Source organism: Kitasatospora purpeofusca, assembly GCF_042691725.1.
Lineage (GTDB): Bacteria > Actinomycetota > Actinomycetes > Streptomycetales > Streptomycetaceae > Kitasatospora > Kitasatospora purpeofusca_B.
The window spans coordinates 7,713,168-7,736,253 of record NZ_CP170483.1; the positions used below are offsets into that span (position 1 = coordinate 7,713,168).

General features: G+C 74.2%; 20 protein-coding genes and 1 pseudogene. 7 read left to right on the forward strand and 14 right to left on the reverse strand.

What is annotated here, in order from left to right; translation table 11 throughout:
* Window positions 1–10: 10 nt before the first annotated feature.
* The 9 genes from ACFCLZ_RS33255 to ACFCLZ_RS33295 all read right to left on the reverse strand — a co-directional run bounded on the left by ACFCLZ_RS33255 (window position 11) and on the right by ACFCLZ_RS33295 (window position 8,660).
* Entirely contained in the window at window positions 11–958 is a 948-nt protein-coding gene (locus tag ACFCLZ_RS33255) for an alpha/beta hydrolase (RefSeq protein WP_380281598.1), read from the reverse strand.
* A complete protein-coding gene (gene fabG, locus ACFCLZ_RS33260) occupies window positions 958–1,662 on the reverse strand; it encodes a 3-oxoacyl-ACP reductase FabG (RefSeq protein WP_380281599.1) in 705 nt (234 codons plus the stop codon). The genes ACFCLZ_RS33255 and fabG overlap by 1 nt, the downstream gene beginning before the upstream one ends.
* Window positions 1,663–1,700: 38 nt before the next feature.
* On the reverse strand, window positions 1,701–2,936 hold the full coding sequence (locus ACFCLZ_RS33265; protein ID WP_380281600.1) for a beta-ketoacyl-[acyl-carrier-protein] synthase family protein: 1,236 nt from the start codon (window positions 2,934–2,936) through the stop codon (window positions 1,701–1,703).
* Entirely contained in the window at window positions 2,933–3,175 is a 243-nt protein-coding gene (locus tag ACFCLZ_RS33270) for an acyl carrier protein (RefSeq protein WP_380281601.1), read from the reverse strand. The genes ACFCLZ_RS33265 and ACFCLZ_RS33270 overlap by 4 nt, the downstream gene beginning before the upstream one ends.
* A 96-nt stretch (window positions 3,176–3,271) precedes the next feature.
* Window positions 3,272–4,294 carry a beta-ketoacyl-ACP synthase III gene (locus tag ACFCLZ_RS33275; RefSeq protein ID WP_380281602.1) on the reverse strand — a complete coding sequence of 341 codons (1,023 nt, stop codon included), beginning with the start codon at window positions 4,292–4,294 and terminating at the stop codon, window positions 3,272–3,274.
* Entirely contained in the window at window positions 4,291–5,874 is a 1,584-nt protein-coding gene (locus tag ACFCLZ_RS33280) for an FAD-dependent monooxygenase (RefSeq protein WP_380281603.1), read from the reverse strand. The genes ACFCLZ_RS33275 and ACFCLZ_RS33280 overlap by 4 nt, the downstream gene beginning before the upstream one ends.
* The gene (locus ACFCLZ_RS33285; RefSeq protein ID WP_380281604.1) at window positions 5,871–6,992 is read right to left on the reverse strand and encodes a ketoacyl-ACP synthase III family protein; all 1,122 of its coding nucleotides are present in this window, start codon (window positions 6,990–6,992) and stop codon (window positions 5,871–5,873) included. Before ACFCLZ_RS33285 ends, ACFCLZ_RS33280 begins: the two co-directional genes overlap by 4 nt.
* A gap of 1 nt (window position 6,993) precedes the next feature.
* Window positions 6,994–7,677 carry an HAD family hydrolase gene (locus tag ACFCLZ_RS33290; RefSeq protein WP_380281605.1) on the reverse strand — a complete coding sequence of 228 codons (684 nt, stop codon included), beginning with the start codon at window positions 7,675–7,677 and terminating at the stop codon, window positions 6,994–6,996.
* Window positions 7,674–8,660, reverse strand: coding sequence for an AfsA-related hotdog domain-containing protein (locus tag ACFCLZ_RS33295; RefSeq protein ID WP_380281606.1), 987 nt, complete (start codon window positions 8,658–8,660; stop codon window positions 7,674–7,676). Before ACFCLZ_RS33295 ends, ACFCLZ_RS33290 begins: the two co-directional genes overlap by 4 nt.
* Before the next feature lie 496 nt (window positions 8,661–9,156).
* Here ACFCLZ_RS33295 and ACFCLZ_RS33300 point away from each other — a divergent pair, with 496 nt between their 5' ends.
* From ACFCLZ_RS33300 to ACFCLZ_RS33310, 3 genes are all read left to right on the forward strand, one after another.
* On the forward strand, window positions 9,157–12,429 hold the full coding sequence (locus ACFCLZ_RS33300; RefSeq protein ID WP_380281607.1) for a BTAD domain-containing putative transcriptional regulator: 3,273 nt from the start codon (window positions 9,157–9,159) through the stop codon (window positions 12,427–12,429).
* Between the two features lie 188 nt (window positions 12,430–12,617).
* Complete coding sequence (locus ACFCLZ_RS33305) at window positions 12,618–13,538, forward strand: BTAD domain-containing putative transcriptional regulator (protein WP_380281608.1); 921 nt, start codon at window positions 12,618–12,620, stop codon at window positions 13,536–13,538.
* Between the two features lie 98 nt (window positions 13,539–13,636).
* Window positions 13,637–14,551, forward strand: a complete 915-nt coding sequence (locus ACFCLZ_RS33310; RefSeq protein ID WP_380281609.1) for a TIGR03560 family F420-dependent LLM class oxidoreductase — start codon at window positions 13,637–13,639, stop codon at window positions 14,549–14,551.
* Window positions 14,552–14,649: 98 nt separating this feature from the next.
* Here ACFCLZ_RS33310 and ACFCLZ_RS33315 read toward each other — a convergent pair whose 3' ends face one another.
* Window positions 14,650–16,257, reverse strand: a complete 1,608-nt coding sequence (locus ACFCLZ_RS33315; protein ID WP_380281610.1) for an MFS transporter — start codon at window positions 16,255–16,257, stop codon at window positions 14,650–14,652.
* Window positions 16,258–16,430: 173 nt separating this feature from the next.
* On the opposite strand from ACFCLZ_RS33315, the gene ACFCLZ_RS33320 reads away from it, so the two are divergent.
* Window positions 16,431–16,763 (forward strand): ArsR/SmtB family transcription factor, encoded by a 333-nt coding sequence (locus ACFCLZ_RS33320; protein ID WP_380281611.1) that lies wholly within the window; start codon window positions 16,431–16,433, stop codon window positions 16,761–16,763.
* Here ACFCLZ_RS33320 and ACFCLZ_RS33325 read toward each other — a convergent pair.
* Complete coding sequence (locus tag ACFCLZ_RS33325) at window positions 16,750–17,133, reverse strand: PPOX class F420-dependent oxidoreductase (protein ID WP_380281612.1); 384 nt, start codon at window positions 17,131–17,133, stop codon at window positions 16,750–16,752. The two genes, ACFCLZ_RS33320 and ACFCLZ_RS33325, sit on opposite strands and share 14 nt — an antisense overlap.
* Before the next feature lie 176 nt (window positions 17,134–17,309).
* Here ACFCLZ_RS33325 and ACFCLZ_RS33330 point away from each other — a divergent pair, with 176 nt between their 5' ends.
* Both ACFCLZ_RS33330 and ACFCLZ_RS33335 read left to right on the forward strand, forming a co-directional pair.
* Entirely contained in the window at window positions 17,310–18,140 is an 831-nt protein-coding gene (locus ACFCLZ_RS33330; protein ID WP_380281613.1) for a mycofactocin-coupled SDR family oxidoreductase, read from the forward strand.
* Between the two features lie 25 nt (window positions 18,141–18,165).
* On the forward strand, window positions 18,166–18,951 hold the full coding sequence (locus ACFCLZ_RS33335; RefSeq protein WP_380281614.1) for a BTAD domain-containing putative transcriptional regulator: 786 nt from the start codon (window positions 18,166–18,168) through the stop codon (window positions 18,949–18,951).
* Here ACFCLZ_RS33335 and ACFCLZ_RS33340 read toward each other — a convergent pair.
* Together ACFCLZ_RS33340 and ACFCLZ_RS33345 are read right to left on the reverse strand one after the other, a co-directional pair.
* Window positions 18,942–19,508, reverse strand: coding sequence for a DUF2087 domain-containing protein (locus ACFCLZ_RS33340; RefSeq protein ID WP_380281615.1), 567 nt, complete (start codon window positions 19,506–19,508; stop codon window positions 18,942–18,944). The two genes, ACFCLZ_RS33335 and ACFCLZ_RS33340, sit on opposite strands and share 10 nt — an antisense overlap.
* A 120-nt stretch (window positions 19,509–19,628) precedes the next feature.
* On the reverse strand, window positions 19,629–20,864 hold the full coding sequence (locus ACFCLZ_RS33345; RefSeq protein WP_380281616.1) for a CynX/NimT family MFS transporter: 1,236 nt from the start codon (window positions 20,862–20,864) through the stop codon (window positions 19,629–19,631).
* A 112-nt stretch (window positions 20,865–20,976) separates the two neighbouring features.
* Here ACFCLZ_RS33345 and ACFCLZ_RS33350 point away from each other — a divergent pair, with 112 nt between their 5' ends.
* On the forward strand, window positions 20,977–21,801 hold the full coding sequence (locus tag ACFCLZ_RS33350) for a helix-turn-helix domain-containing protein (protein WP_380281617.1): 825 nt from the start codon (window positions 20,977–20,979) through the stop codon (window positions 21,799–21,801).
* Between the two features lie 43 nt (window positions 21,802–21,844).
* Here ACFCLZ_RS33350 and ACFCLZ_RS33355 read toward each other — a convergent pair.
* Window positions 21,845–22,534 (reverse strand): annotated as a pseudogene (locus ACFCLZ_RS33355) (NAD(P)-dependent oxidoreductase); the annotation flags it as partial.
* Window positions 22,535–23,086 lie beyond the last annotated feature (552 nt).

Genomic DNA, 23,086 nt, shown 5'->3' on the forward strand with positions numbered 1-23,086 from the left:
CGGGCCCGGTCTACCGCTGCGGCTCCGGCGCGTGCAGCAGCCGCCCGATCTCCCCGGCGAAGGCCCGGTTGGCCGCGGCGGCGGCCGCGCTGACCCGGTCCATGTAGAAGAAGCCGTGCATCAGCCCCTCGCCCCGCGCCACGGTGACCGGGACCCCGGCGTCCCGCAGGCGCCCGGCGAGCGTCAGCGCCTCGTCGTGCAGCACGTCGAACTCGGCCAGCTGGAAGACCGCCGGGGGCAGCCCGTCGACCCGTGGCGCCCGCGCCGGGGTGGCCTCGACCGGCGGATCCGCCAGCCGTTCGCCCAGGTACTGCGTCCAGAACCACTTCGCGTTGGTGCGGGTGAGCGCGTACCCCTCGGCGTAGCGCCGGTAGGAGGGCGTGTCGAAGCCCGCGTCCAGGGACGGCGTGATGACGGCGAGGGCCCGCAGCCGGCCCGGCGCGGTCCGGGCGAGGCGCAGGGCCGCCCCGATGGCCAGCGCGCCGCCGGAGCTGTGCCCGCCCACGCCGATCCGGCCGGGGTCGGCGCCGAGTTCGGCGGTGTGCTCCACCGCCCAGGCCAGGGCCGCGGCGGCGTCCTCGCCCGGCAGTGGGAAAGGGTGCTCCGGGGCGGAGCGGCACTCGACCGCGAGCACCGCGACCCCCGCCGCGACGGCGATGCGCCGCACCGGAGTGTCCTCCACCTCCAGGGAGTTGGCCACGAAACCGCCGCCCACCACGAACACCAGCAGCGGCAGCGCCCGGGCGGGCCGCGGGTGGTACAGCCGGGCCCGGATCGTGGTGCCGCCGGGGCCGGGAACGCCGAGGTCCTTGACCTCGGCGACCTCCGGACCCTCCTTCGCCACCTCCATCCAGCCGTCCACGGCGGTGCGCACCTCGGCGACCGAGAAGTCGTGGAAGTCGACCTCCCCCTCGGGCGCCGCGGCCAGGAACGCCCGCATCTCCTCGTGCAGTGCCATCAGTGCCCCATTCCCAGTCCGCCGCTCACCGGCAGGACCGCACCCGTGATGTACCGTGCCCGTTCGTCCGCGAGGAAGCGGACCGCCTCGGCGACCTCCGCGGCCGTCCCGGGGCGGCCCAGCGGTGTGGACGCCAGGAGTTCCGCGCGCCGCGCCTCGGTGATCGCGGCGGCCATGTCCGTCTCGATCACACCGGGCGCGACGACGTTGGCCGTGATGCCGCGCGGCCCCAACTCCCGTGCCAGGGAGCGTGCCAGGCCGATCAGTCCGGACTTGGACGCGGTGTAGTTGGCCTGTCCGGGCGCGCCGGTCATGCCGACGGCGGACGAGATGAACACCATCGTCCCGCGCCGTTGGCCGAGCATGCCGAGCGCCGCCCGCCGGGCGACCCGGAAGGCGCCGGCGAGGTTGGTCTCCAGCACCGCCAGGAAGTCGTCGTCCGACAGGGTGAGCGACAGCCCGTCCCGGGTGATGCCCGCGTTGGCGACCAGCACCTCGACGGGGCCCTGCCGGGCCTCGACCGCCGTGAAGGCCTCCTCGACGGAGGCGGTGTCCGTCACGTCGCAGCGCACCGCGAAGAGGTCTCCCTCCGGGGGCCCCGACCGATGGGTGACGGACACCGCGTCCCCCGCGTCCGCGAAGGCGCGGGCGATGGCGAGGCCGATCCCCCGGTTCCCGCCCGTCACCAGTACCGAACGACTCACTGCTTCCCCTCCGTGTTCCTGCTCGGTGTGCCGCGCGGTCAGCCGCGGCCCAGCACCAGTACGCCGTTCTGCCCGCCGAAGCCGAAGGAGTTGGTCACGGCGACCTCCAGGGGCGTGGACCGGGCCTCCTTCGCCACCACGTCGACCTCGATCCGCTGGTCCAGGCTCTCCAGGTTGGCGGTCGGCGGCACGAGGCCGTCCTCCAGCGCCAGCACGGTGTACGCGGCCTCGATGGCGCCGGCCGCGCCGAGCGCGTGCCCGGTGACCCCCTTGGTGGAGGTGACGACCGGCCGCTCGCCCAGGACCCGGCGCAGCACGCGCGCCTCCGTCACGTCGTTCAGCGGGGTGGACGAGCCGTGCGCGTTGACGTGGTCGACCTGGTCCGTGCCGAGCCCGGCGTCGGCCAGGGCGGCGCGCAGGGCCCGCTCCGCCCCCTCGCCCCCGGGGTGCGGGGCCGACGGGTGGTGGGCGTCGGCGGAGGCTCCGTAGCCCAGCACCCTGGCCCGCACCCGGGCGCGGCGCGCCCGGGCGTCCGCCACGCGCTCCAGCACCAGCACGCCGGCCGCCTCGGCCACCACCATGCCGTCCCGGCCGGAGTCGAACGGCCGCGAGGCGGCGCCCGGGTCGTCGACACGGCGGGAGAGCGCGCCCATCTGGGCGAGGCCCGCCATGGTCAGGTGGGTGACGGGGGCGTCCGCGCCGCCCGCGACGACGATGTCGCAGGCTCCCGAGGCGAGCAGGTGACGGGCGGTGCCGACGGCGGTCGGACCGGAGGCGCAGGCGGTCGCGGTGACCAGGTTGGGCCCCTGGGCGCCGAGTTCGATCGCGAGGTAGGCCGCGATCATGTTGACCGGCGCCATCACCCACACCAGCGGGGAGATCCAGCCGGGCCCCTCCTCCAGGGTCTTGCGGTGCTCGGCCTCCAGGGTGCCCATGCCGCCCATGGAGGTGCCCATGACGACACCGACGCGGGCACCGTCCCAGGTCCCCGGGTCGAGCCCGGCGTCGGCCACCGCCTCCCGCGCCGCCACCAGGGCGAGCTGGCTGACCCGGTCGAGCTTCCAGGCCCGGGCGGCCTCGAAGTGCTCCTCGGCCCGGTAGTCGGCGGCCCGGCAGGAGATGTCCACCGGGAGACCGGCGAGTTCCGGGTCCCGGGCGGCGGTCGGGGCGCCGGAGAGCACCCGTTCCCAGTTCCGCGCCACGCCGAGCCCGGCCGGGGACACCAGCCCCAGGCCGGTGACGGCGATCTCCTGACGGAGGGTCGGTGTGCTCACTTGACCGCCGCCCCCTTGGACCCGATCAGCTCGACGATCTCGGCCAGGGTGTGGGCGGAGGTGATCTCGTCCGGTGCGAGCGGCACGCCCAGCGCCTTCTGCAGGGTCAGCGTCAGCTCGACCGTGACGAGGGAGTCGATGCCCAGTTCGCCCAGGGTGCCGCCGGCCTCGATCCGGGCCGCCGGGACGCCGAAGCGGGAGGTCAGGATGCCGGTCAGGTTCTCGGTGATGTCGCTCATGTCGGTCACTCCTCGGTCTGTTGGATGGTCTCGGGTGCGGGTGCGGGTGCGGGTGCGGGTGCGGGTGCGGTGCCGGCCGCGGGCGCGGCCGGGCGGTCAGGAGTTCGCGGGGGCGAGGCCGGGCCACTCGACGGCGGCGGCGCCCCAGGTCGCCCCGCCGCCGTAGGCGGTGAGCAGGACGCGGTCCCCCTTGGCCAGCCGCCCGGCGCCGAGCGCGTCGGCGAGGGCGAGCGGGATGGAGGCGGCGGCGGTGTTGCCGACCCGGTCGATGTTGGCCACCAGGCGCTCGGCGGGCAGGTCGAGCTGCTCGGCGACGGCCTGCAGGATCCGCAGGTTGGCCTGGTGGCCCACCACGGCGTCCAGGTCCCCGACGGCCCAGCCGACCCGGCCGAGGACCTCGCGCGAGGACTCCGTCATCCGCAGGACGGCCTCCCGGAAGATCTCCCGGCCGGCCATGCGGAAGTACCGGTCCTCGTCGCCGACGCCGGCCCCGTGCAGGGGCCGGGCGGAGCCGCCGGCCCGGACGGTGATCAGGTCCGCCCGGGTGCCGTCGCTGCCGAGGCGCACGTCGAGCAGGGCGCCGGGCTCCCCGGGCTCGCCGGCGCGGAGCAGGACGGCTCCGGCGCCGTCGCCGAAGACGGCGAGGGTGGTGCGGTCCTGCGGGTCGAGGATGGTGGAGAAGGTGTCGGCGGCCACCACCAGCACCTGTTCGGCGAGCCCGGTGGCGATGTGCCCCTGCGCGGCGGCGAGCGCGTACAGGAAGCCGGAGCACACCGCGTTGACGTCGTAGGCGGGGACGCCGCCGAGGCCGAGCCGGGCCGCGACGTCGGGGGCCGTGGCCGGGCAGGGCCGGTCCGGGGTGGTCGTCGCCAGGACCAGCAGGTCGGCGCGGGCCGGCCGGCCGCCGGTCGCGGCGGCCGACTCCAGGGCGCGGCGGCCGGCCAGTTCGGCGAGGTCGCCGGTGGCGGTGCCGGGGTCGACGACGTGGCGCTGCCGGATGCCGGTACGGCTGCGGATCCACTCGTCGGAGGTGTCGAGGCGGCGGGCCAGCTCGTCGTTGGTCACCACGCGCGGGGGCAGGGCGGCCCCCACGCCGGCGAGCACCGCGGCGCGGTTCATCGGGTACCTCCGGTCGGGGTCGGGTCCGGCGTGCGGCCGGCGCGGTCGTGCCGCACGCCCAGCCGGTGGAGGGCGCCGACGACGGCGTCCGGGTCCTCGGGCGGTACGGCGGCGGCCAGGTGGCCGTCCGGCCGGACCACCACGGCCAGCGGCCTGCCGCCGAGGACGGAGCGCAGCCGGCGGCGCACCAGGGCGTCCGGTTCGACGAGCGGGGCCAGCCCGGCGAGCTCCTTGCGCAGCCGCTCCCGGACGCGCTCCCAGTCGGCCGGGCGGGCGCGCCCCGGCCACAGGAGGACGCCGGGTTCGTCGCGGGCGATCAGCCGGCGCCCGTTCACCGCGGTGAGCGGCAGCGGCACCCGGTCGCCGGGGCGCAGGCCGGGGGCGTGGGAGCGGCTGGAGGCCGGGGTGTCGTAGCGGACGCCGAGCTGGCTCACCAGGGGCGTGACGGTGCGGCGCAGCAGTCCGGTGCGGTGGGCGAGGTGGAAGAGGCCGTCCCGCAGCAGGATCCGCCGCGGGGTGCGGGCCATGCCCCACTTGGTCTGGGCGGTGGTGGTGCGGGCGACGAAGTGGGCGGCGGCCCGGCGCTCGTGGTCGTAGTGGTCGAGGACCTCCTCGTCCAGGCTGCCGTCGACGACGCCGGCGAGCCGCCAGCCGAGGTTGACGGCGTCCTGGATGCCGGTGTTCATGCCCTGGCCGCCGGCCGGGCTGGTGATGTGCGCGGCGTCGCCGGCCAGCAGGCAGCGTCCGACCCGGAACGTGGCGGCGATCCGGCACCGCGCCCGGAAGACGGCGCTCCACCGCAGCTCGCCGACCACGGCGTGGCCGGGGGCGCGCGCGTCGACGGCCCGCTGGAAGACCTCGCGGCCGGGCGGCGGGGTGCCGGGATCCTGGTGCGGCACGGTGATGGCGAGCCGCCACACGCCCTCGCCGAAGGGGCCGAGGGCGAGGCCGCCGTCGGGGGAGTAGCAGTAGTAGGTCAGGTCGTCGTCCGGCGCGCCGGTGACGGGGGCGTCGGCGACGGCGAAGCTGACGTCGACGACGTCGCCGTCGAACTCCACGCCGAGCAGGTCCCGGGTGGTGCTGTGCGCGCCGTCCGCGCCGACCAGCCAGTTGCTGCGGAGGGTGCGGACGGTGCCGTCCTCCTCCTCCAGGGTGGCCAGCACGCCGCCGTCGGGCGCGGTCGGGTCGAGCGCGGTGAGCCGCAGGCCGGACTCGACGGTGCCGCCCAGTTCGGCGAACCGCGCGCGCAGCACCTCCTCGACGGTGTTCTGGGAGATGACCAGGCCGAAGGGGTAGCGGGTCGAACCGTCCACCGGGACGTCGCCGATGCGCCGGCCGCGGGAGTAGTAGCCGACCCCGGAGACCGGGTGGCCCAGGCCCACCAGGCGCCGGGTCACATCGGTCCGGTCGAGCAGTTCCATGATCCTCGGCCACAGCACATTGGCCCGCGAGTGCCGGGTGAAGCGCCGCTCGGCGTCCACCAGGCGCACCCGGGCGCCGCGTTGCAGCAGCTCGCAGCCGGTCACCAGGCCGACCGGCCCGGCGCCGACGATCAGGACGTCGCAGTGCGTCGCGCTCATCGCGTCTCCTCCTTCGCTTCGTTCGCCGCAGCCGCAGCCGCAGCCGCAGCCGCAGCCGCAGCCGCGGTGGCCGCCGGCCGCTCGCGGCGGGCCGCCAGGCGGGTGACCAGCACTCCGGAGTAGGCGAACCCGGCGCCCGCGTTGAGCACCAGTCCGCTCTCGCCGGGGGCGAGCCGTCCGGCCAGGTCGGCGACCCCGGCCAGGGCGTCGCCGGGTCCGAGGTGTCCGGTGCGGTGCCCCACGGACACCGTCGGCGCGGCCGTCACCCCGGCGATCGCCGGCACCCACGCCTGTCGCAGGGTCTTGTCGCCCAGCCGCGGCAGCACCACGTGGGCCAGCCGGTCCGTGCCGGGGTCGAGGTCCGCGTCGGCCAGGCAGTCCCGTACGACCGCCCGGACCATCTCGCGGGTGGTCCTGGTGAAGGCGTCGAGGCCGTACCGGCTCAGGTAGGACTTCTTCGCGCGCCGGATGTCCACCCGCTGGTCGGGCCACAACGGGGCGGGACCGAAGGGGAGTTCACCGCGGTGCATCCGCTCCAGCTCCGGGGCGGAGTGGGTCACCAGCGCGCGCAGCCGGAACAGGTCGCGGTCCTCGTCCAACGGCGCGACCAGCGCGGCGGTGGCGCTGTCGCCGTAGACCAGCGAGTAGTCGGCGTTCCACCGGTCGAAGGCGGGGGCCGCGAAGCGGTCCGCGGTGGTCACCAGCACCCGGTCGACCGAGGGCTCCGCGGCGATCCGGGTCGCGGCGACCTCCAGCGCGGCGACGGCGCCGTTGCACACCTGCAGCACGCCGATCGGCTGGGCCCGCGCGGCGCCGAGCGCGGAGGCCAGGAAGTGCGGGGCGGACCACACGTCGTGGCCCTGGTGGTACATCCAGGAGTGCGCGATCAGCCCGAGGCCGTCGGCCGGCCAGCCGGCGTCGGCGAGGACGGTGCGGGCCGCCCGCAGGGCCATCTCGGGCGGTGCCTCGTCGGCGGACACCGGGACCTCCCGGTAGCCGAGGTCCTCGACGTCGCCCGCGTCCAGCCGGCCCTGCGCGACGGCCTCCCGCGCGCTCTCGCGCCCCGGGGGGAAGTACGCCTCGACGGCGGCGATGCCCAGTTCGGTGGCGAGGCGCATCTCAGGCCCCCGGCGCGGGCCGCAGCAGCCGCGGTTCGAGCCGGCGGATGGCCTGCTCGGCGTCGGTGAAGTGGACGGCCTGCCAGCCGGCCGCCCGCGCGCCCGCGCAGTTCTTCTCCAGGTCGTCCACCAGCACGCACCGCGCCGGATCGACGCCGGCGCGCTCGGCGGCGAGCGCGAAGATCTCCGGGTCGGGCTTGCGGCTGCCCACCTGGAAGGACATCACCAGGTCGTCGAAGAGGCCCTCGGGCGGGACCATCCGGCGCCAGTGGGTGTCCCAGGCCGGCGGCATGTTGGACAGCAGGCCGACGAAGACGCCGCTGCCGTGCACCGCGCGCAGCCACCGCTCCCAGGCCGGGTTGCCGCTGCGGCCCCCGAACCAGCGGTCGGCGAAGCCGGAGAGGTCGGTGCGCACGCCGTACTCCTCGGCGAGGGCCGCCTGGACCTCGGCGGCCCAGACGTCCTCGGTCACCAGCGGGGTGTCCAACGGGCCCATCGGGTCGGTGCCGTAGCGCTCGCCGACGATCCGCATGGCGCCCTGGAACTGCTCGGGGGTCATGCCCTGGCGGGCGCAGAACACCGCGGTGTCGTCGGCGACCGGCGGGGTGAGCACGCCCCCGAAGTCGGTCCAGACGGCGGAGACGGTGCCGGCCCCGGGCACGGTGGCGGTGCTGGCGGACGTCATGCGTTCCTCCTGGCGGCCTCGGCGGGCGCGTAGGTGATGCTGAGGGTGGCGATGGTCCGGTCGTGCTGGCGCACCTCGACCGGCACCGTGCCGTTCGGATCCTGCGGGCCGGTGCCGCCGGGCGCCGGGCCGGCCTCCAGCAGGACGGGCGCGTCGAGCTCGGCGAACCGGCCGAAGGTGCCGCTGAAGCCGGTCAGGACGAGTCCGGCGGCGGCCGCGCCGGTGGCGCGGGCGTGCCGGGCGAAGCACAGCTGGCGGGCCGCGTCGGTGAGGGTCAGCGCGGTGAAGTGGTCGTTGGGGTGGACGAACAGCGTGGGGTGGCGCAACGGGACGGCGAGCCGCGCCCGGTCCGGGGCGGGCGTTGCGGAGAGGTCGGCGATCAGGACGTTGCCGGCCCGGCCGCGCCCCACCTCGGCGGCCCGCGCGGGGGACGCGGGGGGTTCGTCGGGCAGCAGGTCCGAGCGGGGCGGCGGTCCGCCGGGCCGCAGCGCGCGCAGCGCCGCGTACTCCTCCTCGCTCGCGTACACCACACCGATGGCGACCTCGCCCACCTCGGTGCCGCCGGCGTCCAGGGCGATCCGCCAGCGCACCGAGCGGACGGCGCCGGCGCGGCGCACCGGGTTCTGCGCGGTGACGCCCAGGGTCAGTTCGGCGTCGCCGTCCTCGAACAGCCGCCGGGCGGCGGGGCGGGTGCGGACGTCCCAGCCGGTCACCAGGAAGGCGGTGGTGAGCGGCAGTTCGAACTCCGTGTGGGCGAGGTAGCTGCCCGCCTGACGGCAGGCCTCCAGCAGCAGCAGCGGATCGGCGTGCCGGGGGTTGTCCGGAAGGTCGTTGTAGTACGGGTGCCGGCCGGGCAGCCGGGCCGTCGCGGTGAATTCGTGCTCCCCCCTCCGCCGGGCGCCGACGAGGAAGACCTCCGTCGCGGCGCTGCGGTGCACCAGCGCGCCGATGTCGGCGGCCGGGAGCACGTTGCCTGCGGTCATCTGAAATGCCCCCCTCGCGGACCTGACCTAGTCGAACCGTGCGCATGGCGACCCTCGGGGGTCGGTGGCGGCGCGGTGGACCCATGCTGGCAGCCGCCGTGCAAGGGGCACTCAAGGCGCGGCCAAGGCGCCCTCTCGCCGCGAAGTCCGCACCGTGTCCGGGGCCGGCGATCCGGATTTCCCCGGGCCTTCCGGAATTTGCGGGTCCGGACCCGGCGGCCCGGCTGCCGTGCGGGGGAGACGCGGTATCACACGGCGAAATGACGCGTTCACAATAGGCGTCAGGTTCCGGCCAGGGGCGGCCGTCTGGTTTGGCCCGGAAACGTCCGGTCGAGCAGGAAAGTTGCGGCTTGACAGCGAGCGAATGTGACGCAGATCATACTGCCGAGTATATTTCCTTCGTCATGATGTTTCCTTGCCCGCCGGGCGGCCCACGGACCCGGCAAAGTGTCAGGGGGACTCATTGTTCACTTTCAAGCTCCTTGGGCCGCTGAATGTGTCGGTCAATGGCCGGCCGGTCCGGATCAATGCCAGGAAACCGCGCGTACTCCTCGCCGCGCTCCTGCTCGGCGGAAGCCGCGGAGTCGGCAACGACCGCCTGGTCTCGCTCCTGTGGGACGGCGAGGACGCGCCCAAGAACAGCCGCGGCGCCCTGCACATCCACATCAATCGCCTCCGCCGTACACTGACCGACGAATCGGCCGAGGGCGGCGACCTCATCCGCACCACGCCCGACGGGTACGCCATCGACGTCGGCGCCCAGGAACTGGACATCCTCCGCTTCGAACAGCTGGAACAGGAATTCCGCAGGAAGCGCGGCCGGATCACCCCGCAGGCCGAATCCGACCTGGCCGAGGCGGCGCTGTCGCTGTGGCGCGGGCCGGCATTGTGCGACATTCCCAGCGACCGGGTGCGCCGGCGGGTCGCGGCACAACTCGCCGAACGCCGGCTGGCGCTCATGGAATACCAATTCGACCGGAAGCTGCGCACCGGTGCCCAGGAAGAGGCGATCGGCGGTATTCGCAATGCCCTGATCAATTACCCGCTGCACGAGAACCTGTGGGCCCAACTGATTCGCGCGCTCTACGAGACCGGGCGCAAGGCGGAGTCGCTGGAAACCTACCTCGCGCTTTCCCGGACACTCGCCGCGGAAGCCGGAATCGACCCCAGCAAGGAGCTCCAGGATCTGCACCGGAGCATCCTGGACGACTCCTACGCGCCGCGCGGCCCGGAGGCCTCCGCCGGGCCCAGGGAGCCGGAGCCCGGCCACGACGGCGCGCCGATCGCCTCCCACAGCTGGACCGAACTCTGCCAACTCCCGCCCGTCGTCGCGGACTTCGTCGGCCGGGACGAGCCGCTGGAACAGGTGGCGGCGCTCCTTACGGACAGCACCCAGGGCAGCGCGCTGCCCATCGTCGTGGTGACCGGCCCGGCCGGGGCGGGCAAGACCGCGCTCGCCGTCCGGGCGGCCCACCAGGTGCGCTCGCACTTCCTCGACGGCCAGTGGTTCGTCCGCTTCGACGGCGCCGACCGGCCCGATTCCCCGTCCGAGGTGCTGGCCGAACTGCTGCGCCGCTCCGGCGTCTCCAGCGCCGCCATCCCCTCCGACGTCGAATCGCGCGCGGCCCTGTTCCGGGCACGGCTGGCCGACCGGCGCGTCCTGCTGCTGCTGGACGACGTCCACGAGGCCGAGCGGATCGTCCCCCTGCTGCCCGGGACGTCCAGTTGCACGGTGCTGATCACCAGCCGCAGCAACCTGACGGAGCTGGTCGCCCTGCACGGCGCCCGGCTGGTGCCGCTGAACGTGCTCACCGCGGGGGAGGCCGAGTCGCTGCTGGAGCACATGCTCGGCCCGGCGCGCTCCGCCGCCCGCGGGGAGCTCGCCGAACTCGCCGAGCTGTGCGCCTACCTCCCGCTCGCCCTGCGGATCGCCGCCGCCGGCCTGCTGTCGAGACCGCAGCTGCCCCTGCGGACCTACATCGAGGAACTGCGCCACGGCAACCGGGTGGGCAAACTGACCGTGGGCAGCAACCGCCGCGCGGCCGTGCAGGCCGCCTTCGACCTCTCCTACCACGCGCAGAGCCCGCGGGGCCGGCAGCTCTTCCGCGCGCTGGGGCTGGTGCCGGTGCGCGACTACACCGCCGCCTCCGCCGCGGCCCTGCTCGACCTGTCCGTCGCGGAGGCCGAACTGCTGCTCCAGGACCTCGCCTTCGCCAGCCTGCTGGAGGAGCACCTGTCCGGCCGCTACCGCTTCCACGAGCTGATGCAGATCTACGCCGGCGAGCGGGCGCGCGAGGAGGACAGCCCGCAGGCCCGCCGGGCCGCCGAGTTCCGGCTGTTCACCTGGTACCTGTACAGCGCGGCCTCGGCCGTGGTCCCGCGCTACCCCGGCATGATCCGGCTGCCGCTGGCCGACCCGCCCGAGGCCGTGCGCCCGCTGCCCTTCGCCACCGACGAGGCGGCCCTGCAGTGGCTGCTGGTGGAGCGCGCCAACCTCATCACGGTGATCTCCTGCACCGCCGCCCGGGACGACCGGCGGGCCCACGAGATCGGCTGGCTGCTCACCGACGTCCTGCGGGGGTACTTCTGGTCGGGCTGGAACAGCAACGAGTGGAAGACGGCCGCCGGTTCGGGCCTCGCCTCGGCCCGCAGGGCGGACGACCCGCCGGCCCGGTGGGCGATGAACTACAGCCTGGGCCTGGCCAACTACCGCAGCGCCGACTACGGCCTGTCCCACTCCCACCTCACCGAGGCCTGCGGGCTCGCCTCGCGGCACGGGCTGCGCGCGTTCGCCGCCGAGACCAGCAACGCCCTGGGCCTGCTGCTGCTGGCCCAGGGGCGCCTGGGCGACGCGGCGCGGGCGCTGGAGGAGGGCCTCGTCCTGGACCGCGAGCTGGACCTGCCGATGGCGGAGGCGCGGGCCCGGCGCCACCTCGGCAGCGTCGAGCACGCGCGCGGCCACTTCGGCAACGCCCTGGCCCAGTTCGAGCGGGCGCAGCGGATCGACCGGGAACACGGGGTCGAGTTCACCAAGTCGGAGAACCTCGGCCGGATCGGGCTCACCCTGTGCGCCCTCGGCCGTCGCGCGGAGGGCCTCGAGGCCCTGTGGCTCGGGCTGCGGACCAGCCACGACCTGGGTGGGCGGTTCGACCGCGTCGCCGCCCACGCGCGGCTCTCCGTCGGACAGCTGGCGGAGCGCCAGCCCAGGATCGCGACCGAGCACGCCCGGGCCGCGGAGATGCTGGCCAAGGACCTCGGCGACCAGATCGTCCTGGCCGACGCGCACAACATCCTGGCGACCTGCAGCCGGATGTCGGGGCGGCTGGACCTGGCGGAGCACGAGCACGAGCGGGCCGCCGAGCTGGCCGCCCTCGCCGGGCATCCGCAGTCGGCCGTCGAGGCGCTGTTCGGGCTGGCGCTCATCCGCATGGAGCGGTGCCGCCCCGAGGAGGCGCTCGACTGCCTCGCCCGCGCGCTGGAGACGGCCCGCGCGGACCACCTGGTGCTCTGCGAGGCCCAGGGCCTGCTGCTGCGCGCGATGGCCCTGGGCGTGACGGGCCTTTGGCACGACGCGGTGCGGACGGGGGCCGAGGCCGCGGCGGCGTACCAGGCGCTCGGTGGCACCTGCGGCGAGGAGCGCTCGCGCGAGCTCGTCCGGCTGGCCGGGCTGCGGATGTTCGACCTGGCGGACCTCCTGCGCACGGCGCCGCGCTTCGTCCCGCTCGCCACCACCGTGCTGGCGCAGTCGGCCTGCGGCTTCGACAGCTGAGCCGGGCGCGCACCCGCCCCGAGGCCGCCGGCGTGTGCAAGAGCGACGAAAGCGGCCCGACATCACCGTCTGACAGCGTGGAAGCGTTCAGCACGGGAGCACAGCGTGGTGCCCCCGGTGTCTGTGTCTGTGCCCGATCGCGGAGGCACATCCACCACGGGCCATCAGTCAGCAAGGAGGTTGTGCTCATGTCCCCTTCGGCATCCGTCCTCCACCGGAGCGACGCGCTCGTCCCCGTCCATCCCGCCGGTCAGTGCCCGGTGCGCATCCAGGTTCTCGGCCACTTCCAGGCCGAGGGGGACCACGGCTCCGCGACGCCCAGCGCGCCGAAGGTCAGACAGGTCCTCGCGCTGCTCGCGGTCAACGTCCACCAGGTGGTCCCGGTCTCCGCCATCTTCCGCGAGCTGTGGTCCGAGGAGGCCCCGCGCACCGCGCTGCGGACCGTCCAGACCTACCTGGGGCAGCTGCGCAAGCTGCTGGCCGACGCCACCGGCCTGCCTGCGGCCGTGGTGGCCAAGGACCTGCTGGTGACCGAGGGCCGCGGCTACATGCTGCGCGGCGGCGCGGTCGCCCTGGACACCCGGGAGTTCGAGCGCCTGGTGAACCGGGCGCGCAGCGCCGCGGCGGCCCAGGACCACGCCAAGGCCGCCATGCTCTTCACCTCGGCCCTCGCGCTGTGGCGCGGTCCGGCGCTCGCCAACGTGCAGGCCGGCCCGCTGCTGCACACGCACATCGGGTGGCTGGAGGAGTCGCGGCTCAGCGTCGTGGAGCAGTGGATCGCGGCGAAGCTCGCCCTGCAGCAGCACCAGGACGTGCTGGGCGACCTCACCGCGCTGGCGGTGCAGCACCCGCTCAACGAGGGCCTGCACGCCCAGCTGATGACGGTCCTGCACCGCTGCGGCCGGCGCGCCTCCGCGCTGGAGGTCTACCGGCAGCTGCGCGCCCGGCTGATCGAACACGTCGGCCTGGAGCCGGCTTCCCAGGTCAGGGCGCTGCAGCAGGTCATCCTGGCCGGCGACCACGTGCCCGACTCCGTCACGGCGTTCGGCGGCCCGGCGTCCCGCCGCCCGGCCGACCGCGGGCAGCGGGGCCTCGCCCGCCCCGCGTGACGTCTCCGGCCGGCCCGGGGTCCGCACCGGCGTCCGGTCGGCGGTTCCACACCCCTTTCCCCGCTCTTTCGTTCCCACACTTCCACGAAAGGCCGTCCATGCGTCTGCGCATCCACACCGAGCCGTCCCAGGGCGCCTCCTACGACACCGTGCTGAGGGTCGCCCGCGCCGCGGAGGACCTCGGCTTCGACGCCTTCTTCCGCTCCGACCACTACCTGAAGCTGGGCGAGGTCGACGGGCTGCCGGGCCCGTCCGACGCCTGGGTGACCCTGGCCGGCCTCGCCCGGGAGACCTCCCGGATCCGGCTCGGCACGCTGGTCACCCCCGTCACCTTCCGCTGGCCGGGCCAGCTCGCGATCCAGGTCGGGCAGGTCGACCACATGGCCGGCGGGCGGGTGTCGGTGGGCATCGGCACCGGCTGGTTCGCCGCGGAGCACGAGGCCTACGGCATCCCGTTCCCGCAGAAGCGGTTCGGGCTGCTGGAGGAACAGCTGGAGATCGTCAAGTCGCTCTGGGAGACGCCGCCCGGCGGCACCTACGACTTCGCGGGCGAGCACTACCGGCTCACCGGCGCGGTCGCGCCGCTGCGGGCCGGTGACGGCCGCCCGCGGATCATCGTCGGCGGGGTCGGTACGGGCCGGACTCCGGCGCTCGCCGCCAAGTACGCCGACGAGTTCAACACCGCGTTCGTCCCGCCCGAGCGGGCGGCCGAGCTCTACGAACGGGTGCGCGAGGAGAGCCGCGCGGTCGGCCGTGACCCGGCCTCGGTGGAGTTCTCGATCATCCAGACGGTGTGCTGCGGCAAGGACGACGCCCAGGTCCGGGCGCGCGACGAGGCGTTCAGCGAGCCCCTGGACGGCAACGCGCTGCGCGGCACGCCGGCCGAACTGGTCGACAGGCTGGGCCGGTTCGCCGAGGCCGGGGCCCAGATCGGCTACCTGCGGGTGCTGGACCTGCACGACCTGGACCACCTGGAGCTGATCGCCTCCGAGGTCCTGCCGCAGCTGGCCTGACCCGCTCCCGGGCCGTCCCCGAGGGGACGGCCCGGGGCGACGTGCGCCGAGGGGCCGCCGGATCTCCGGCGGCCCCTCGGTCGTGGCGGTCACGGACCTCAGTCGGTGGCGCCGGCCACCTCGGCCGGGCGGGGCGCCGCGCTCTTCTCGGGGGTGGTCACGGGGACGTCGGCGCCGGCGCCGCGGCGTTCGCGCAGCAGCAGGGCGACGACCACGAAGGTGACGGCGCACAGCGCGGACAGCACCCAGAGCAGACCGTGGAAGCCCTGGGCGAAGGCCGAGGCCGCGGCGTCGCTGAACGCGTCGCGCTGCGAGGCGGGCTCGACGGTCTCGGCGGCGCTCTTCAGCTCGCCCTGGTTCATCAGGTTGGCGAGCGCGGCGGGGTCGTCGGCGAAGCGGGTGTTGAAGCCGTCGAGCTTCCCGCTCACCTCGGACTGGGTGAAGCTGACCAGGAGCGAGCCGGCGACCGCGATGGCGATGGTCTCGCCGGCCAGCCGGACGGTGTTGAACATGCCGGCCGCCATGCCGGCCCGGGAGACCTCGACGCTGCTCACGGCGGCGGCGTCCAGCAGGCCGAAGGAGAGGCCGACGGCGATGCCGATCAGGGCCAGCGGGGGCAGCAGCGTCAGGTAGCCGATGCCGGGCTCCAGGACGGTCAGCCAGGCGAGGCCGACGGCGGCGAGGACCACCGTGAGGACGATCTGCGCCTGGGCGGGGATCCAGCGGGTGGCGTAGCCGGCGATGGTTGGGAAGAACAGGGTCAGACCGGTGAGCATGATCAGGATCAGGCCGGCCTGCTGGGCGCTGACACCGTCGGCGGCGATGAAGTACGCGGGCAGGTAGACCGCGAGCGGAGTGAACCCGAAGACCACCGGGATGGTGGCGAGGGAGACGCCGACGAACTTGCGCTGCTTGAGCAGGCCCAGGTCGAACATCGGCTCGGACTGGCGCTGCTCGACCACGCCGAAGGCGATCAGCAGGGCGACGAACCCGATGAGGCTGCCGATCACGAGCGGGCTGCCCCAGCCCGCCTGCGGGCCCTCGACCAGGCCGAGGATCAGCAGCAGCAGCGCGAGGGTGAAGGTGACGGTGCCGGGCCAGTCGACCTTGCTGGCCGAGGGGTTGCGGGAGTTGGCGAGGGTGGGCGTGAGCACCAGCACGACCAGGGCGATCACCGCGGGCACCAGGAAGACCGAGCGCCAGCCGAGGTTGCTGGTCAGCGTGCCGGCGATGCTGGGACCGAAGGCGAGGCCGAGGCCGATCGAGGTGCCGAAGAGGCCGAAGGCGCGGGCGCGGGCCGGACCGTCGAAGGCGTGGGCGAGGATGGCGCTGCCGCTGGTGGTCGCCGCGGCGGCGCCGATGCCGGCCACCGCGCGGGCGAGGTCGAGGACGAGGATGTCGGGCGACACGGCGGAGACCAGCGCGCCGCCGCCGAACAGCACCAGGCCGACCTGGAACACCTTGCGACGGCCCACGAGGTCGGCGATCGAGCCGCTGGCGAGCATGAAGCTGGCGTAGGTCAGGTCGTAGCCGTTGACCACCCACTGCCCGGCGGCCAGGGAGTTGCCGAGGTCGGCGCCGATCGACGGCAGCGCGACCGACGCGCCGGTGATGGCCAGCGGGAACAGCACCACCGTGAGGCACACGGCGAGGAGCGTCAACCCCGGCCGGCGGACGTCGTCCTCGGTTAAGGCGGTAGAGGTCATGGGCGTCTTCCTTCGTTGACGGACGGTCGGGGCGGGACCGGCCGGGTAAGGTGTACGACATGAATCAAACAGAGTCTAAGGATGTACGATCCCGCTCAAACACCGCTTCGCGCAAGTCGGATGCGAAAGTCACCGCCCGAGCCGCGACTCTGACGCACCGTCACCCGCGTGACGTGCCGCTGCTGGCCGTGCTCCAGGCGGTCGCCGACCCGGTGCGGCTGTCGCTGCTGCGACAGCTCGCCGCCGCCGAGCCCGCCGAACTCGCGTGCGGCACCTTCGATCTGCCGGTGCGCAAGTCGGGGCTGAGCCACCACTTCACCGTGCTCCGGCAGGCCGGACTGCTGCTGCAGCACGACGACGGGTCCCGCCGGCTCAACCGGCTGCGCCGGGCGGAGATCGACGAGCAGTTCCCGGGCCTGCTGGACCTGGTGCTGGCCGACCGCCCGATCACCGAGCCGCCGGCCGAAGCGGGCCCCGGCGGCGACGTCCCGGTCACTGGAAGGTGACGTGCCGGGGCGTCATCCGGTAGGCCACCCGGGACGGCGCGTCCGGCGGCACCGTCGCCTCCCGCACGCCGTACCGCTCCGCCAGCCGCAGGAACGTCGACGCCGCCGGGTCCGGCTCCACCAGATCGACCTGGCCCCGGATCTCCAGGTACCGGTAGGGCTGTTCCGGATCGACCACGGAAATGGCCACCGCGGGATTCTCCTGGATGTTCAGATATTTGCGCCGCAGCGTCGAATTGGTGAACCACAGGTGCGTCCCGTCCCAGGCGAACCAGGTGGGATTCACCTGCGGGGAACCGTCCGGGCGCACCGTGGCGAAATGCGCGAACAGCGGCCGCTCCAGCAGGTCTCGATGGCTCTCAGGAATCACAGGGCTGCCCTTCTTCTGCCGCGTTCGGCCGGAAATCCCGACATCGGTCGAGATCCTGACGAACGCCGGTCCGGCCTGTCCAGCAAGGCCGCGGCACCCTCGGCCGATCCTTGTGCGGGGCTTGTGCGGCGCGGCCTAGCCTCGACCGAAAGGTCATCGTGCGAAGGGGGTCCGGCGTGTCCAGGTTCAGCGGAAAGGTCGTGGCGATAACGGGGGCGGCCCGCGGGATCGGACGTTCCTACGCCCTCGCGTTCGCCGCCGAGGGGGCGCACGTCGTCCTCTCCGACATCGCGGCGCAGATCGATTCCGTACCGATCCCGATGGGCACCTCGGAGGACCTGGAGGAAACCCGGCGGGCCGTCGAGGCACTCGGCGCGAAATGCGCGGTCCGGGCGGCCGACGTACGGCGCTCCGCCGAGGTGGACCGGGTGGTCGACGCCGCGGTGGAGGAATTCGGACGGCTGGACGTCGTCTGCGCCAACGCGGGCCTGTGGAGCACCTCCCCGCTGCTGGACATGACCGACGAGGTCTGGCGCGACATGATCGACACCGACCTGACCGGGGTCTTCCACACCTTCCGCGCCGCGGCCCGGGTGATGGTCCCGCAGCGCTCCGGCCGCATCCTGGTCACCGGCTCGGTCGCCTCCCGCGTCGGCGCGGCGAACATGGCCCACTACGCCGCCGCCAAGTGGGGCGTGCTCGGCCTGCTCAAGTCCGCCGCACTGGAACTCGGCCCGTACGGCATCACGGTGAACGCCGTCTCGCCCAGCTTCACCAACACCCCGATGATCAACAACGAACTGAACTACCGTCAGTTCAGCCCCGACGATCCCACCCCGCAGGCCGCCGCCGAGGCCTGGTCGAACCTCATGCCGATGCGCGTCCCCTACATCGAGCCCTCCGAGGCCGCGGACGCCGCGCTGTTCCTGGCCTCCGACGCGGCCCGGCACATCAGCGGCGTCTCGCTCGACGTGGCCGCCGGCTGGAACGCCCAGTACACGGCCTGACCGGCGACGAGCCCGGGGGGCCGCCATGCGCTACGAGGTGCTCGGCCCGCTGCGGGTCACCACCGGGACCGCCGTCCTGACCGTCAACGCGCCCAAGGTGGCCACGCTGCTGACGGCCCTGGTGCTCCGGGTGAACACGGTGGTCTCCAAGGAGGCGCTGGTCACCGAGATCTGGAACGGCGCTCCGCCGCGCCGCGCGTCCGCCGGCCTGCACGTCTACGTGTCCCAGCTGCGCAAGCTGCTGGCGCAGGCCGGGCCCGGACCGTCCCCGATCGTCACGGAGCGCCCCGGCTACCTGCTGGCGGCCGACCGGGCCGACACCGACTGGGGCGAGCTGGAGCAACTCGCCCGACGGGCCCGGGCCTTGCGGGCGGCCGGGGACCTGGAGGAGTGCTCCCGCCTGCTCACCCGCGCGGTCGGACTGTGGCGCGGCCCGCTGTCCGGCCCCCGCCAGGGCGGCCCGCTGATCGGCGTCTTCGCCGCCTGGGCGACGACGCAGCGGCTGCAGTGCCTGGAGGACTACGTCGAGGTCGGCCTCGCCCTGGGGCGGCACCGCTCCCTGATCGGGCCGCTCTCCGCCCTGGTGACCGAACACCCGCTCCACGAGGCGTTCCACGCCCAGCTGATGCGCGCCCTCGGCGCCTCGGAACGCCGGGCCGAGGCGCTCTGCGTCTACCGGCGGGCCGAGGCCACCCTGGGGCGGGAGCTGGGCCTGGGCCCGGGCCGCCAACTGCTGGAGGCGCAGCGGGAGATCATGGCCGGTGAGCTCCTCCGCAGGGCGACCGGGCAGCGGATCACGCCTCAGGGCTGATCCGGGCCACCGCCGGTCCTGCTCATGGGGGCGGCGATCCGGTAGCGTCCGGACTCCCGGGCCAGGAGTCCGTCGTCGACGAGGGCGCGCCGCAGTGCCACGGCGTCCAGTGCGCCGCCCTCGCACCACGGCCGCAGGCGTTCGGTCACCGTCCGCTCGTCGCACTCGCCGCCGGCGGCGAAGGTGCGCCCGGCGATGTGCCCGAGTACCGCGCGGCGGGCGTCGTGGCCCCGCTCCGGCAGGTCCACCAGGACGCCGCCGCGGATGTGGCCGCGCAGCCGCGGGTCGGGCTGGTCGTTCGCCGTCTCCTGCGCCACCCGTCGGGCGGCGGTACGGGCGGCGGCGGCGAGGGCGCCGTCGTCCAGGGACACCGAGCCGCGCCCCTGGACGAGCAGTCCGGCGCGGACGAGCCGTCCGACGGCCGGGGCGGCGTCCGGTGCGCCGAGCCCCGAGACGGTGAGGACCTCGCAGGAGGTCGACGCACCCAGGGCGACCGCCGAGAACACCCGGCGCAGGACCGGATCGGCGAGCTGGAGGGCGAGTTGTTCGGGTGTCATGAGGGGGCACGTCCTTTCGGTGGCCGGCCGGCCGATGGGGGACTCGGGGTCGAGCACCGGGCGCCGGCTGCCCGGTGTCGGCCCTGGCGCGGGGCGGCGGCCCGGCGCCGCGCGCACGGGTCAACGGCCGGTCGGCGCGCCGTGTTCTGCCGGTGCGGCGGCGGGTTCGGGCCGGGGCCCGGACACCGGGACCACCGTGCCGCGCCCGGCCACCAGCGCCACCACCGTCTGGGCGGCCGCGGCGACGACCATCAGCAGCAGCGGGGCCCGCCAGCCGGAGCCGAGCGAGTGGAGGAGGCCGAAGACCACCGGCCCGACCGCCGCCAGCAGATAGCCGACGGACTGCGCCATCGCCGACAGCCCGCCGGCCGAGGCCGCGTCCTGGGTCCGCAGGCCGATGAACACCAGGGCGAGCACCAGGCAGGCGCCGCCGCCGAGGCCCAGGACCACGCTCCACAACAGGGCCCACTCCGGCTCCGCGACGAGGCCGGCGTAGCCGACCAGCAGGACCGCCGAGCAGGCCGCCGCCAGCCCCCGCTGGTCCCGCGCCCGGCGCATCGCCCGGGGGACCGCCAGACTGGTCACCACCGCGACGGCCTGGAACAGGAACAGCAGCCAGCCGGCCGTCGCCGGGCCGACCCCGTTGTCCTGGAACACCTGCGGCAGCCAGGTCACGACGACGTAGAAGCCCAGCGACTGCAGTCCCATGAAGGCGGTGACCGCCCAGGCCAGTCCGGAGTGCCAGGGCAGCGGCTGCCCGTGCCGCGCCGGCCCGACCGGGCCGGGGGTGCGCAGCTGCGGCAGCCACACCAGCACCGCCACCAGGGCGAGGACCACCCAGCAGCCCAACGCGGTGTGCCAGCCGCCGGGAGCGGCCTGGGCGATCGGCACCGCCACCCCGGACGCCACCGCCGCCACCCCGCCCATCACCGTGGCGTAGGCGCCGGTCAGCAGGCCCACCCTGGTCGGGAAGTCGCGCTTGACGAGGCTCGGCAGCAGGACGTTGCCCACCGCCACGCCCGCGCCGATCAGCACGGTGCCGAGGAACAGGCCGGCCGCCGTGGGGATCCACCGGACCGCGACGCCGAGCGTCAGCACCACCAGCGAGCCACCGAGGAGCCGTTCCGCCCCCCACCGCGCGGCCAGTCCGGGCACCAGCGGCGACAGGGCCGCGAAGGCCAGCAGCGGCAGCGTGTTCAGCAGACCCGCGACGGCCGGAGCCAGGCCCAGGTCGGACTGCACGCGGTCCAAGAGCGGTCCGACCCCGGTCAGACTCGCCCGCAGGTTCGCGGCCACCACCAGCAGCCCCCACACCAGCAGCGCGTGAGCGGTGCGGCGCGTCGACGTGTTCTCCATGCCGTCAGCATCGGTCGGCGCGGCGGCGGACATCGAGGCCCGGCGAAGACTGGCCCCCGCAGGGCCACCCTCGGCTCCGCACGCTCGGCGGCGGGGCCCCTATCCTGCAAACGTGGGCACGCCATTGGGCAACTTCATCCGGGCCAAGCGCGACGCCGTCCAACCGGGGCTCCTCGGGCTGCCGGAGCGGCAGCGCCGCCGATCGCCCGGGCTGCGCCGGCTGGACCTCGCCAACCGGGCCGACGTCAGCGTGGAGTACCTCGCCCGGATCGAACAGGGCCGCGACCGCAATCCCTCGCCGGCGGTGGTCAACGCGCTCGCCGACGCGCTGTGCCTGAACGCCTCGGAGCGCACCCACCTGCGGTACCTCGCCAAGATCACCGGCGACACCTGCACCATCGACGTCCGCCCCGTGCCACCCTCCAGGCGGGTGCGCGCCTCCGTCCTGCGCACCCTCGAACTCCTCGAACCGGGCGTGGCGATCGTGACCAACCGACTGGGCGACGTGCTCGCCCACACCTCCGGCTACCGGGCGGTCACCGGCGGGGCCGGGCTGTTCGACGCGGAGCGTCCCAACCTCAACCACTACCTGTTCACCGATCCGCGGGCCCGGACCTTCTTCGCCGACTGGGACGACGTCGCGGACGAGCAGACCTTCGACCTGTGGCAGGCGCCGTCCCTGGAGAACCTGGAGTGGCTCACCGCCGAACTGACCCCCGTCGCCGGCGACGAGTTCACCCGCCGGCTGAACCTGGGCAAGGTGCCGAGCCGCGGCGTCCTGCGGCTCGACCACCCCGAGGGCCACCGGCTCCGGCTGCTCCGCGAGACCCTCGAACTGCCCGGTGACTCCCAGCAGCTCGTGGTCTTCCTCCCCGAGGACGACGCCACCGCCGAGACCCTGGACCGGCTCCGGGGCCGCCTGCGGACCGTCTCCTGACGGGCCCCGTTGAACGCCCGCGGAGCGCCGACCTCCTGTGGGGTCAGTTCTTTGGAACGAGGGTGTTCTCGTTGGTGCGGCCGGCGGCGTAGTCGTCGATGTTGCGGACGGTGGCGTCGATGATCTGGCCGACGGCGGTGTGGGTGAAGTAGGCCTGGTGGCTGGTGACCAGGACCTGGGGGAAGGTGACGAGGCGGGCGAGGGTGTCGTCGGTGATGCCCTGGATGGAGCGGTCGGTGAAGAAGACGCCGGTCTCCTCCTCGTAGACGTCGAGGCCGACGCCGGAGAGGCGTCCGGCGCGGAGGGTCTCGACGAGGGCGAGGCTGTCGACGAGGCCGCCGCGGCTGGAGTTGACGAGGATCGCGTCGTCCTTCATGCGGGCGAGGGCGGCGCCGTCGATGAGGTGGTGGGTGGTGGGGAGCAGGGGGACGTGCAGGCTGATGAGGTCGGCGCGGGTGAGGAGTTCGGGGAGTTCGGTGTAGGTCATGCCGAGGTCGAGGCAGGCGGGGTTGGGGGCGATGTCCCAGCCGAGGAGGTGGGTGCCGAAGCCGGCCGCGATGCGGGCGAAGCACTCGCCGATCTTGCCGGTGCCGATGACGCCGACGGTCATGCCGTGGATGTCGCGGCCGAGCAGGCCGTCGAGGCGGAAGTCGAACTCGCGGGAGCGGTTGGCGGCCCGGGTGAGGCGCCGGTTGACGGCCAGCGCCAGGGCCCACGCGTGCTCGGCCACTGCGCGTATCGCGGTGTCGCGTAGTCGTCGCTCGGGCGGGCAAGCGTCGTCCTTAGGCCTTTCCTTCGCTCTTTGGCTACGGGGTTCAGGTGGCGGGCTCGGCGCCAGTTGTACGCACCAGCTGGCCCGACAGCGGGTTTCCACGGTTTTACCAACAGACGGTTCGGGATGCCGGGTTGGGGATCCGGTAGCCGCGATGGCGACACGGATGAGGGCTGCGCCGAGGCTGGCAGGGAGAACCAGGTGCAGGCGGCTGTCGTTACGTATGTATTCAGCTGAAGGGTTCAAGCGGAGGCACGTGGCGGGACAGTGGGACGTCTGCTCTTGTACGGATGGCCATGTTCGCGAGGGCGCACTTGACCGTACTTGGCAGGTCTATGGCGCCACCTTGAGCGCCTGCCTGTCAGTGAATCGGCCACGAAGACGTCAGTGAGCCGGTCGCGGCTGTAGAGGGCCGTTCAACCGGATGTGCGCGCAGGTTGTAGGGACGGGTCCGTCGCCTCTGTAAGCCCTGGCGGTGTTCGGGCAGAGCGGCCTGAGGAGACGGCAAGGGCC